The sequence below is a fragment of the Streptomyces sp. HUAS MG56 genome (assembly GCF_058673395.1).
Window position 1 is genome coordinate 8,583,734 of the sequence record NZ_CM178722.1, and the last position, 12,775, is coordinate 8,596,508.

Sequence of the window (12,775 nt, forward strand, 5' to 3'; positions counted from 1 at the left end):
GGCGGGTGAAGCCGCTCCTCCCGAAGCAGCACGAGCATAGGCCGCGTCAGCCGGTGCGGTGGGTAGCATCTGCCAAACGCACACCGCTCGTGCCACGTCGTCACCACACCGTCTGGGCAGGTGTGTTGATCGGCTTCCAGGGTGAGCCGTTCTCCGGGGGGATGTCTGTCATGCCGGACCGCGAGGCGGCGCTCGCCGCCCTCCACCACCACCTCGACCGCGCCGTCGGCGACCCCGCGCACTTGCTCGGGGCGCAGGCCATGAACGCCGCGCACGCCCTCGCCGGCGCCGCCGATCCCGCCTGCGACCTCGCCGCCGCCCACGCCCTGGGCTGGTACCACTGGGTGCGTCACCTCGTCCTTCCCCGAGGCCTCGACCGGGACGATCTCGCCGCCGCGGTTCGCCTGCTGGCCCTGGTCCACCGGACACACCCGCGGTCCACCCCCGAAGCTCTGCACGGGACGTTGCAGCGGCTCGTCGCCGAGAGCCCGGTGCCGGATGCCGATGACAGCGCCGCAGCCGCCCTGCATGTCCGTGCCGTCGACCTGCTGCGCGCCTACGAGCGCACGCAGCGGCGGGAGTTGCTGGAACAGGCCGTCTCCGTGATGCGCACGCTGATCACCATGCTTCCCGAGGAGCATCCCGCCCGCGCCGCGGTCCTGAACAGCCTCGGGTCCTCCCTGCGAAGCCTGGTCGAACGCGGCGGCGACGCAGGCCTGTTGGAGGAGGCGGTGCGGGCGAGCCGTCAGGCGGTGGCCGCCACCCCAGGCGAGGATCCCGACCGCGCCTTGTACCTGAACAACCTCGGGAGCCACCTGCGGTTCCAGTTCGGGCGCGTGGGCGAGGTGGGTCTGCTGGAGGAGGCGGTCGAGACGGGCCGTCGGGCGGTGGCCCTCACCCCGGACGAGGGCCCCTACCGTCCCATGTGCCTGAAAAACCTCCACACAGCTCTGGGCCTTCTGTACGAACACACCGGCGAGGTGGGCCTGTTGGCGGAGGCGGTCGAGACGGGCCGTCGGGCGGTGGCCGCCACCCTCGACGACGATCCCGACCGTGCAGGGCGGCTGGGCGACCTCGGCATCGACCTGCGCGTCCTGTTCGAACGCACCGGGGAAGTGGGCCTGTTGGCGGAGGCCGTCGAGGTGAGCCGTCGGGCGGTGGCCCTCACCCCCGATGACCACCCCGACCGGGCGGAGCACCTGAGCAACCTCGAACACGCACTGCACATGCTGTTCGAACGAGCGGGCGGTGAGGTGAGTGTGCTGGAGGAGGCGGTCGAGGTGGGCCGTCGGGCGGTGGCCGCCACCCCCGACGACGACCCTGGCCACGCCGCCCGTCTGACCGACCTCGGGATCGATCTGCAGGCCCTGTTCGAGCGCACCGGCCGCGTCGATCTGCTCAGGGCGGCGGTGCGGGCAGGCCGTGAGGCGGTGGACCTCACCCCCGACGACGCCCCCGACCGCGCCGTCCATCTGAATCCCCTCGGGGCCTCCCTGCGGTTCCTGTACGAGCGCACCGACGACGCGGAGGTGCTTGAGGAGGCGGTACGGGTGAGCCGTCAGGCGGTGGCTGCCGCGCCCGACGACCATCCCGACCGTGCCATGTACCTGAACAACCTCGGGGCCGCCTTGCTGAGGCGGTTCGAGCGCACCGATGACGCGTGTGCGCTGGAGGAAGCGTTGTCGACAGGCCGTCGGGCGGTGGCCCTCACCCCCGACGACCACCCCAACCTCGCGATGTACCTGAGCAATCTCGGGTTCACCCTGCGGGCCCGGTTCGAGCGCACCGGCGAGGCGGAGGTGCTGGAGGAAGCGGTACGGGTGGGCCGTCGGGCGATCGACGCCACCCCGGACGACCACCCCAACCTCGCGATGTACCTGAACAACTTCGGGCTCGCCCTGCGGGTCCGCTTCGAGCACACCGGCGAGATCGCCGCGTTGCGGGAAGCCGTGGAGATCGGCCGTCGCGTCGTCACCCTCACCCCCGACGACCGCCCCGACCGGGCCGCGGCCCTGAGCAATCTCGCGAACGCCCTGCGGGTTCTGTTCGAGCGCACCGGCGAAGAGGGGGTGCTTGAGGAGGCGGTACGGGTGAGCCGTCGGGCGGTGGCCGCCACGCCCGACGACCACCCCCACCTCCCCGCGACCCTGAACAGCCTCAGGAACGCCTTGCAGAGGCAGTTCGAGCACACCGGCGAGATGGGGACGCTCAAGGAGGCGGTACGGGTGAGCCGTCGGGCGGTGGAGGCCGCGCCCGACGTTCACCCCGACCGCGCCATGTACCTGAGCAATCTCGGGATCGCCCTGCAGAGGCAGTTCGGGCACACCGACGACGTGGGGGCGCTTGAGGAGGCGGTGCGGGCGGGCCGTGCGGCGGTGGCCGCCACTCCCGCCAACCATCCCGACCGCGCCGTCTACCTGAATCCCCTCGGCAACGCCCTGCGGCTCCTGGCCGAGCGCACCGCGGAGACCGACCTCGTGGCACAGGCGTGTGCCTGCTACCGCGAGGCCGCGGACACCTCGACCGGTGAGACGATGTCCCGGATCCGCGCGTACCGGTCCTTCGCGCTCCTGACCTCGGGCCCCGGTGCTCCCCAGGCCGCACTGAAGGCCGTGGAGGACGCCATCGATCTGGTGGGCGCCCTCGCTCCGGGCAGTCTGGCCCGCGCGGACCGCGAGCACCAGCTCAGCCGCCTGCCAGGTCTGGCGGGGGAGGCCGCGGCCGCCGCGCTGGGCGCGGGCCGGCCCGTGCGCGCCGTGGAGCTGCTGGAACGCACCCGCGGCATCCTCGCCGCCGAAACCCTCGGCATCCGCAGCCGCGACACGGCCCGCCTGCGCGAGCGCGCGCCCCACCTCGCCGTCGAACTCGACCGGCTGCGCGCCCGACTCGACGCCCTGAACCGTCCCCGCTCCGTACTGGCGCAGGAGAGCACCGCGACCGAGGCGACCCTCGCGGCGGACCGGCGCCTGGCCGAGGACCGGCGCGCGACGCACGCGGCGTGGCAGAGCCTGCTCGGGCGGATCCGCGGCCTGCCGGAGTTCGAGGACTTCCTCCAGGCGCCCCCCATCGACCGGCTCGCCCGGGACGCGCACGACGGCCCCATCGTCTTCGTCACCACCAGCCCCGGCCGCTGCGACGCGCTCGTCCTGTCCGACACCCCCGACAGGCCCGTCCAGGCCGTGCCCCTGAACGGCCTGACCCACGAGATCGCCGTCGCCCACGCGGACCACCTGCAGGCCGCCGTTCAGGCCACCACCGACCCCCGACTCGCCCCCAGGGAACGCGCCGCAGCCCAGCGGGAGATCCTCGCGGTCCTGGCCTGGCTGTGGGACACCGTCACCGAACCCGTCCTCACCCGACTCGGCCACACCGCCGCCCCCCGCCCCGGTGCGCCCCGGCACCGTCTGTGGTGGTGCCCTGTCGGGGTGCTGTCCGCCTTCCCCCTGCACGCCGCCGGCCACCACGCCGACGCCCCTGACCGGTCCGGCGGCCCGCGCACCGTGTTCGACCGCGTCGTCTCCTCCTACGCCACCACCGTGCGCGCCCTCGCGCACGCCCGCACCCGCCACGCCGGCCCGGCAACCCCCGGCACCCTGATCGTCCCCGCCGCCGACACCCCCGGCACCGTCCCCCTCCCCGGGGTCCGGTCCGAGACGAGGGCCCTCACCCGTCTCATCCCGGACGCCCACCTGCTCGACCCCGCGTCACGCGCCGCGGTCCTGCGCGCGCTGCCCGGCCATCGGGTCGCCCACTTCTCCTGCCACGGCCACGCCGACTGGAACGACCCGTCCCGAAGCCGCCTGGTCCTCCCCGACCACGCCACCACCCCGCTGACCCTCGCCGACATCACCACCCTGGACCTGACCGCCGACCTGGCCTACCTCTCCGCCTGCGACACCAGCGTCACCGACCCCCGCCTCGTCGACGAGTCCCTGCACATCACCGGCGCCTTCCACCTCGCCGGCTACCAGCAGGTCATCGGCACCCTGTGGCCCGTCGACGACCGGACCGCCGCCGAAGTCGCCACCGCCTTCTACACCCACCTCACCTGCGGTGGCACCACCCCGGCCCAGACCCACCGCAGCGCCCACGCACTGCACCGGGCCACCACACGCCTGCGCGACCGCTACCCCAACACCCCCAGCCTGTGGGCCGCGTACACCCACACCGGCCGCTGATCCCGCGCCCCGCGCCCACGCGCGTGCCCCGTCGCCCCCCGGCCGCTGCCGCAGCAGCGCACCCTTTCGGCATGGTCCGGGCCGGCCCGGCGTCGGCAGCCGCTGGAACAACCGCCCGACACGGGGGAGACCTGCCGCGGAAGCGCCAACTTCCTAATGCCGCTCAGCCGTTGCTCAGCGCTCGCAGCACTGCCCCCAGATGCTCCAGCGCCTCGGGGACGCCGGCCTCGACGGCCTTCCGGCACCACTGCTCGCCTTCGGCCACGTCCCCGGCCATGGCGAGACCCAGCCCCAGGAGCTCCATCGACCGGCCGTTGCCGGCCTCGGCACCCCTGCGCCACCACCGATTCGCCTCGGCCTCGTCACCGCGTCGCGAGGCCATCTCTCCCGCGAGGAACATGGCCGAGGGATCTCCCGCCTCGGCCGCCGCCCGGAACCACCGCTCGGCCTCGGCCTGCTCGCCGTGCCGGGCCAGCCTGAACGCCAGTGAGACCATGGCCAGGACGTCCCCGCCCTCGGCCGCGCCGCGCAACCAACGCTCCGCCTCGGCAGCCTCCCCGCGCTCCTCCAGCAGGTGGGCCATCCTCGTCATCGAACCCGCGAGCCCGGCGGCTGCCGCCTTCCGGTACCACACCTCGGCCTCGGCGGTGTCGCCGCGCTGCTCCAGCAGTCGGCCCAACAGCTCCATCGCAGCAGGCTCCTCGGCGGACCGCCGGTACCACTGCTCGGCTTCGGCCTTGCGCCCGTGCTCGTCCAACAGCATTCCCAGCATGAGCATCGACCGCAGATGCCCACCCTCGGAGCCCTTGCGGTACCACTGCTCCGCTGCCGCCAGATCGCCTCGGCGTTCGAGCAGCGACCCCAGGTGGAACATGGGCTCGACACGCTCGGTGGCTTCGGCGGCCACCCGGTAGAACTCCTCCGCGTCGGCCACTTCCCCGCGGTCCTCGTGCAGCAGCCCCAATCCCGTCAGCACATGGGACAACAGCTCGGGAAAGTCCGGGTCGTACGGCGCCTCGGTGATGACCCGTGCGGCCTCCCGCAACCGCCGCTCCTCATCGGCCGGCTCTCCGCGCCCGGCCGCGAGCCGGGCGAGCGCGTTGAGGGCGTGGGCCTGCGCCAAGGGGCTCACAGCCGCCTCCGCCGCCCGGCGGTACCACGCCTGCGCCCCGGCGAGGTCCGTCCGCTGCTCCAACAGGGCCCCGCCCCTGAGCACCGCCAGGGCGTCCCCGCGCTCCGCCCCCTCCCGGTACCACCGCTGTGCACCCGTGACGTCGCCGCGTTCCTCCAGCGCGGTTCCCATGGCCCCCCACGCCGGGACGTGGCCGGCATCGGCAGCACGCCGGTACCACTCCTCCGCGTCGGCGAGGTTCCCGCGTTCGTGGAGCAGCGCGCCGAGCCGGACCATCCACTCGGGGCTGCCGGCCATGGCGGCTTCCCGGTAGCAGCGCTCTGCCTGCTCCGGCTCTCCTCGTTGAAGAAGCAACCAGCCGACATGGCCCATCCCGGGGGCATGTCCCGCTTCGGCGGCCCTGCGGAACCACACCTCCGCCTCGGCAACGTCACGGCGGTCCCTGAGCAGGATGCCCAACTCGACCATCGCTTCCGGGTCTCCGGCCTGGGCGGCCTCGCGGTACCGCTGCTCCGTCTCCATCTCGCCCCCGTCCTCGCGCGCCGGCCGAGGAAGGCGGCGCCGCAGTCCTCCCGCGGATTCTCCTCCGCACCGGCAGGACGGAGAAGGGGGCGCTGTCATGCCCGTCTCGCAGGACTCCTCGCTCCAGGCGACCGGAACGCACTGAATTACCGCACAGGAATTCGTCCTTGCCCAAAGGGAACTCCATAAACCCCACCAGGAACCGACGTACAGTTATGCAACAGTAGGCTGCACGGGATTACCCCAGCCTCGTACGCAACAGTCGAATTTCCCCTTGCGGCCCTACCCGGCCGGCTGTAGCGTGTGGCACGCAAAGTTGAGGGTGCTGCGAAGCAGCGTACCCGCCGCGTGGCACGGTCACATCTCAGGCTTATTCAAATGAAAGTCCCTGCATCGCGCGCGCTTTGAGAAAACCGGGGGGACAGAGGGATGTATTCCCTATTGACGCGATTATGGGAATGGTGTCGACTCGGGCGCCTGATTCTGAGTGTCGTCGCAGGCCTGACGGTGTTGTCGCGCGCCACTCTCCTCACCGCGACCCCGGGGCGAACACACGGGTCCGGGACCGCCCGCCCATCCTCCCGGCCCATCCGCGCGCGTGGCTCACGAGGAGCCTGCCGTACCCGTGCGGCCGCCAGGGTGCCGGCGAGGGGCGGCGGGCCGTGCCCGGGGCCGGCCGAGCCGTCCGGAACGCGCCCGCGGCCCATTCGGCGATCGCGAGCGTTCCCGCGCACCGCCGGTGACGCGGCCGTGGTCCCCGCATCAGGCATGACCAGCGGCGATACCAACACGCGGGCCGACACCGGCGACGTGCCCGTGCACCATCCGCACCCTCTAGCGCCGTCCATCCGGCGCGCCCGCCACACAAGCCCACGCATCCCGTGGAGGCACCCCATGGACGCGGTCGGTTCCCGGCCTTTCGATCCACGCGACCAGGGCGCCGACCGGATCCGATAGTTCCGCCCGAAAGACGACGGGGGAGTTCCGCCATGCCCGAGCCCACCAGCACACCCACCGGCACGCCCGCCCGCACGAACCGGCCGGCCGACACATCCCGCGTGCGGGCGAACGCCCAGATCACCATGGATCCGGAAGCCATCGATCTGCCGTCGCTCGTGCCGGTCATGTACACCTTCATGTTCCGGAACATCTCCAGCGACGGCTTCGCCTTCAGCGATCCTCAGTCGCCGGGCGACATCTCCCGGAACTCGAAGCCGGGTTGCATCATCGCCGCGCCCTCCTTCCCGGCCGACACCCCCGGCATCGACGAGGACTACGTCTTCAACTGGGTGCGCGACGGGGCCATCACGGCCATGGAGGTGGCCAAGGCCGACATGCCCGCCCGCCCGGGCGGGACGGTGCAGACGCTCAACGACTACGTGCAGTTCGCCGACCTGTGCCACTCCAACGCCCAGCCGCCGCTGACCAAGGGGCACGCCTGCTTCAACATCGCCGGCGACGCCCGCCCGTGGACCGAGCAGAACGACGGTCCGGCCCTGCAGACGATCACCGTCCTGGCCGCCTACGACCAACTCGACGTCGGCACCCAGAAACGGGCGGTCGACCTGGTGAACGCGAACGTGGCCTACCTCCTCGGCGTCTACCAGGCCCCCACCACGAACCTGTGGGAGGAGCACAGCGGTTACAGCTTCTTCGCCCGCTCCGCCCAACTGCGCTGCTTCGAGGAGATCCAGGCCTCGACGGTCGTCGGCATCGACAAGCCGACCGGGCTGCGCCCCGCCATCAAGTGGCTGCGCCAGGCGCTCGCGAGCCACTGGGACGGAAGCGTGTACGTGAGCATGCTGGCCGACCCCGGTGACGGGGCCCAGCCGTCGCCGCAGAACCCGGTCGTCAGCGGTTACGACCCGAACATCGACATCGTCCAGTCGGCCGTCTACGGCGCCGTTCCCGTCACCGACACCAAACTGCTGGCCACGGCGGCCCGACTGCGCTCGCAGTGGGAGGAGGGCGGCATCGCCTTCTACCCGATCAACAAGGCCGACAAGGAAGCGTTCGGCATCGGGCCGCTGTTCGGCCGCTACCCGGGCGACGTCTACGACGGCGACACCGCGCACCCGGTGCTCGGCGGCCACCCCTGGGCCCTGTCCACGTGCAACGTCGCGGAGCTGCACTACAAGCTGGCCGCCGCGATCAAGTCCAGCGGCAAGGTCCCCCTGGACGACCTGTCCGCACCCTTCTTCGCCCAGTCCGGCATCGACGCGTCGACGGCCCCGGCGGCGGCAGCCGCCGCCCTGGCGGCCACCGGCGACGCCATGGTGCGCGCCGTCGTCTACCACAGTGACAACCTGGAGCTCTCCGAGCAGTTCGACGGCACCACCGGCTTCGAGCGCAGTGTGCACAACCTGACGTGGAGCTATGCCGCCTACCTGTCCGCCATGCGGGCCCGGGCCGAGGCCGTGTGACCCATGGCCGACCGACGCGCAACCCCAACCCCACACCGGTCCCGGCCACGCCCGGCAGCGGAGGAGTGACTGCCCCATGTACGCGAAGTTCCCCGAGGGGGCGGCACAGCGCACCGACCCCGCGGCGGCGGCCGAGATCCTCTACGACGCCGTCATCGTCGGCGGCGGGATCGCCGGCGCCCTCATCGCCTCGCGGCTGAGCGCCGCCGGCAAGAGGGTACTGATACTCGAAGCCGGCCCGGCCGAGGACCTCACCCTGAGGGGCTACGAGAGCTACCTCGACCGCTTCTACTCGGCCACCGGCAAGGACAACCAGTCCCCCTACCCGGTCGTCGCAGCCGCCCCGATGCCCCGCGGCACCGACGCACGCCGCATCCCCCCGGGCGCGCCCGACGCCTCGGCCTACCTCGTCCAGAGCGGGCCCTTCGCCTCCGACACCACCTACACCCGGGTCCTCGGCGGCACCACCATGCACTGGGAGGCCAAGACGCTGCGGATGCTCCCCGAGGACTTCCGGATGCGCACGCTCTACGGCGAGGGGGCCGACTGGCCGCTCACCTACGAGGACCTCGCCCCGTACTACACCGAGGCCGAACGCGAGATCGGCGTCTGCGCCGACGTGGCGGACCAGGCCTACCTCGGGATCACCTTCGACGAGGACTACGTGTTCCCGATGAAGGGGCTGCCCCTTTCGTACCTGGACCGGATGGTCGCCAGGGACCTCGACGGGATGCCGGTCGAGCTCGACGGGGAGCGGCGCGAGCTGCGGGTGCGGCCGTTCCCGCAGGGACGCAACGGGATACCGAACCCGGCCTACGACGGCGGGAAGGGCTACCAGCCGCGAGGGGCGGTGAGCACGTACCAGGTCGAGGTCGGCGGGCGGTGCCAGGGCAACAACAACTGCGTGCCCATCTGCCCGGTGCAGGCCAAGTACCACGCCGGCAAGACCCTCGCGGTGGCCCTGCAGAGCGGCCGGGTCGACCTGGTGGCCCAGGCGGTGGCCTACAAGGTGCACGTCGACGAGCGGACCGGCCGGGTGACCGAGATCGAGTACCGCCGCTACGACCGGCCCGACAGCCCCGGCTTCACCACCGTGCGAGCCCGGGGCCGGCTGTTCGTCCTGGCCGCCAACGCGGTGGAGAACCCCCGGCTGATGCTGGCCTCCGGGCTGCGCGGCTCCAGCGGCCTGATGGGGCGCAACTTCATGGACCACGCCTACCTGTTGGCGTGGGCCCTGCTGCCGGAGGTGGCCGGCACCTTCCGGGGCACGAACTGCACGGGCGGCATCACCGACCTGCGCGGGGGCCGCTTCCGCCGCCGCCAGGCGGCCTTCAGCGTCGACATCCACAACGACGGCTGGGGCTGGGCCCGGGGGGCGCCGATGACCGACCTGGCCGACCTGGTGGACGCCGGCGGCCGCTACGGCGAGTCCCTCCGCCAGGGCCTGGTGGACCGGGTCTCCCGCCAGCTGCAGCTGGCGTTCATGGTCGAGGTCCCCGCCAACCCGAGCAACCGGATCACCGTGGACCCGGCCTACACCGACCACCTGGGGAACATGCGGCCCATCCTCACCTACGACATCCCCGACTACACGATGCGGGGCGTGGCGTACGCCCGGCAGCTGTCCAGGCGGATCTTCGCCCGCCTCGGAGCCGAGGACCACACGGCGTACGACCCGAACTTCTGGGGCTACGCCGTGCACGCAGGCGAGGGATACGAGATCCGGGGCGGCAACCACCTTGCCGGCACCCACACGATGGGCAGCGACCCGTCGACCTCGGTCGTCGACGCGGACCAGCGGAGCTGGGACCACGAGAACCTCTACCTGGTCGGCGGGGGAAGCATGCCCACCGTGGGCACGTCGAACGTGACGCTCACCATCGCCGCCCTGTGCCTGCGCAGCGTCCGGGCCATGCTGGCCCGGCTCGACGCGGAGACCGCACCGATCGCCGTGGAGGTGGCCCGGTGACCGCGTCGACCATCGACGACCGTGACGACCTGATCAGCTATCTGCACGTGGCGATGGCGCTGGAGCACGCGACCATCCCCCCGTACCTGACCGCGTACTACTCCATACACTCCACCACCAACTCCGACGCCGCCCACATCATCCGGGTGGTCGCGGTGGAGGAGATGCTGCACCTGACCCTCGTCGCCAACGTCCTGAACGCCATCGGCGGCAGGCCCGACCTGACCCGCCCCGGCTTCGTGCCGTCCTACCCGGCCTACCTGCCCGACGGGGAGAGCGACTTCACCGTCGACCTGCGGTCCCTGTCCCCGGAGGCGGTGGAGACGTTCTGCAAGATCGAGCGGCCGGGCCGGGCCCCCAGCGCCGACGCACGGCTGCTGCGCACACCGGACGGCGGGAGTCCGGTGCTGGCGTTCAGCCCGACGGCCGAGGGGATGCGCTTCTACAGCATCGGCGAGTTCTACGCGGAGATCATCGAAGGCCTCGAAAAGGTGGCGGCCGGCGACCCGGGGCTCTTCTCCGGAGACCCGGCGCTGCAGGTGGGGCCCGAGTACTTCTACTCCGGCGGCGGGTCGGTGATCGTCGTCTCCGACCTGGACTCGGCCTGCCGGGCGCTGCGCTTCATCGCCGCGCAGGGCGAGGGCCTCGACTCGGGCATCCACGACGCGGACGGGGAGCTGGCCCACTACTACCGGTTCCGGCAGCTGCAGCTCGGCCGCTACTACCAGGTGGGCGACGACCCCGACGCGCCGTCCGGGCCGCCGCTCAGTGTCAGCTGGGACGACGTGTACCCGGTGAAGGTGAGCCCCCGGCTGGCCGACTTCCCGGCGGGATCGGAACTCGCCCGTGCCGCCCGGGACTTCAACGCCGCGTACGGGGCCTTCCTCGCCCTGCTCACCAGGGCGTTCACCGGGCAGCCGGGCCTCTTGCAGGACGCCGTCTGCGACATGTTCCGCCTGCGTGACGGGTTCACCCAGCTGGTTCGCAACCCCCTGCCGGGCAGCGACGGCCTGCACGCCGCCCCGACCTTCGAGATCCCGGCCGCGGTCGGGTCCGATCCGGGGGCCTCCCGGTCCGCCGGCAAGACGGAGCGGGCGGTGGCACGGTGACCGCCCCGTCGTTCGAGGAGTTCCTGCGCCTGTCGGTCGACCTCACCGCCTTCGGGGAGACCGAACTGCTCGGCACCGGTCTGGCCCGGCAGTACCTGGCCAAGGTGCGGGCCGCCTGCGGCGACGAGATCGTCACCGCCCTCCTGGACGCCCACCGGGCGGCCCGGGCCGACGCGGCCGGTGACGCCGGCAGCCCCGACCGGATGCTGCTCGACCGGATCCTGCTCGACCGGTCCCTGCGCCACCGCATCTTCAGCGACGAACGCCTCGGACCGGTGGCCCGAGGTGTGATCAAGCTCTGGTACGCCGGGATGTGGTACGCGCTGCCCCCCGAGTGGACCGACCGCTACGGGGCCCACGCCGCGGGCGAGGCCTCCACGGTCACCGCCGCCTCCTACCAGGAGGGGCTGCTGTGGCGGGCCATCGGCGCCAATCCTCCCGGCGCCAAGGGGCCCGGCTACGGCTCCTGGGCCCAGCCACCCCGCATCGAGGACCGCTACCTGAATGGGGCGACGAAATGACCGACTTGGCGGGCCGCCTCGGCCCGGACAAGGTGAAGCTCGGCGTCTGCTGCACCCTGTGGTGGAACGACGACTTCCCCGCCATCGACGCCGGCATCTCCTTCGGCCAGGCCGTGAGCGAGATGGCGCTCGCCGGCTTCCAGGGCTGCAGCATCGGGCACAAGTACCCCTCGGACGCCGCCGCGCTCAAGGCCGCCCTCGATCTGCGCGGCCTGCGGGTGTCCGAGCCCTGGACGAGCACGTACTTCACGATCGGCAAGATGCGGCACAAGACGATCGCCGCCTTCGAGGAGACGCTGGCCCACATCAAGGCGCTGGGCGGGACCGAGCTGGTCGTGGCCGAGTTCGGAGCCTCGTCGCACCTGCTCCCCGTCGACGTGTTCGCCAACCGTCCCGTCTTCACCGACGCCCAGTGGGACGCCCTGACGTCGGGCCTGGACGAGCTCGGCAAGATCGCGGGCTCGGCCGGGATGAAGCTCAGCTATCACCACCACATGGGTACCGGCGTCATGACCCGGGCCGACGTCGACAGGCTGATGGCCTCGACCGATCCGGCACTGGTCCACCTCCTGCTCGACACCGCCCACATCGCCTTCGCGGGCGACGATCCACTGGACCTGGCCAGGGCGCACGCCGACCGCATCGGCCACGTCCACCTGAAGAGCATCCGGCCCGAGGTCGTGAGCCGGGTGCGGGAAGAAGGCCTGTCGTTCCAGGAGGGCGTCGAGCTCGGCGTCTTCACCGTGCCCGGGGACGGCGCGATCGACTTCCGGCCGATCCTGGAGGTGCTGGCCGACGCCGACTACCAGGGGTGGCTGGTCGTGGAGGCCGAGCAGGACCCGAACAAGGCCAACCCGCTCGAATACGCCAAGAAGGCCCGCGCCTATCTCGCCGACGTCCTGGGCTGGTAGCGAACGGAGG

General features: G+C 72.1%; 7 protein-coding genes. 6 read left to right on the forward strand and 1 reads right to left on the reverse strand.

Annotated elements, in window-relative coordinates; genetic code table 11:
* The first annotated feature begins 170 nt into the window (after positions 1-170).
* Positions 171-4,178, forward strand: coding sequence for a CHAT domain-containing protein (locus AC4OXY_RS39785; RefSeq protein ID WP_491992155.1), 4,008 nt, complete (start codon positions 171-173; stop codon positions 4,176-4,178).
* A 163-nt stretch (positions 4,179-4,341) separates the two neighbouring features.
* Here the strand turns inward: AC4OXY_RS39785 and AC4OXY_RS39790 are convergent, their stop codons facing one another.
* A complete protein-coding gene (locus AC4OXY_RS39790; protein WP_402064784.1) occupies positions 4,342-5,832 on the reverse strand; it encodes a tetratricopeptide repeat protein in 1,491 nt (496 codons plus the stop codon).
* A gap of 989 nt (positions 5,833-6,821) precedes the next feature.
* On the opposite strand from AC4OXY_RS39790, the gene AC4OXY_RS39795 reads away from it, so the two are divergent.
* The 5 genes from AC4OXY_RS39795 (at position 6,822) to iolE (ending at position 12,765) form a co-directional block, all read left to right on the forward strand.
* A complete protein-coding gene (locus AC4OXY_RS39795; RefSeq protein WP_376290533.1) occupies positions 6,822-8,255 on the forward strand; it encodes a glycoside hydrolase family 15 protein in 1,434 nt (477 codons plus the stop codon).
* A gap of 76 nt (positions 8,256-8,331) precedes the next feature.
* Complete coding sequence (locus AC4OXY_RS39800) at positions 8,332-10,224, forward strand: GMC family oxidoreductase (RefSeq protein WP_356025657.1); 1,893 nt, start codon at positions 8,332-8,334, stop codon at positions 10,222-10,224.
* A complete protein-coding gene (locus tag AC4OXY_RS39805) occupies positions 10,221-11,333 on the forward strand; it encodes a ferritin-like domain-containing protein (protein WP_362819773.1) in 1,113 nt (370 codons plus the stop codon). Before AC4OXY_RS39800 ends, AC4OXY_RS39805 begins: the two co-directional genes overlap by 4 nt.
* Complete coding sequence (locus AC4OXY_RS39810) at positions 11,330-11,854, forward strand: hypothetical protein (protein ID WP_356025654.1); 525 nt, start codon at positions 11,330-11,332, stop codon at positions 11,852-11,854. The genes AC4OXY_RS39805 and AC4OXY_RS39810 overlap by 4 nt, the downstream gene beginning before the upstream one ends.
* Positions 11,851-12,765, forward strand: coding sequence for a myo-inosose-2 dehydratase (gene iolE / locus AC4OXY_RS39815; RefSeq protein ID WP_376290537.1), 915 nt, complete (start codon positions 11,851-11,853; stop codon positions 12,763-12,765). The genes AC4OXY_RS39810 and iolE overlap by 4 nt, the downstream gene beginning before the upstream one ends.
* Positions 12,766-12,775 lie beyond the last annotated feature (10 nt).

Excerpts from the sequence above, each read along its gene's own strand:
- AC4OXY_RS39785 (WP_491992155.1), top strand. The coding sequence starts at position 171 with ATGCCGGACCGCGAGGCGGCGCTCGCCGCCCTCCACCACCACCTCGAC.
- AC4OXY_RS39790 (WP_402064784.1), bottom strand. The coding sequence starts at position 5,832 with ATGGAGACGGAGCAGCGGTACCGCGAGGCCGCCCAGGCCGGAGACCCG.
- AC4OXY_RS39795 (WP_376290533.1), top strand. The coding sequence starts at position 6,822 with ATGCCCGAGCCCACCAGCACACCCACCGGCACGCCCGCCCGCACGAAC.
- AC4OXY_RS39800 (WP_356025657.1), top strand. The coding sequence starts at position 8,332 with ATGTACGCGAAGTTCCCCGAGGGGGCGGCACAGCGCACCGACCCCGCG.
- iolE (WP_376290537.1), top strand. The coding sequence starts at position 11,851 with ATGACCGACTTGGCGGGCCGCCTCGGCCCGGACAAGGTGAAGCTCGGC.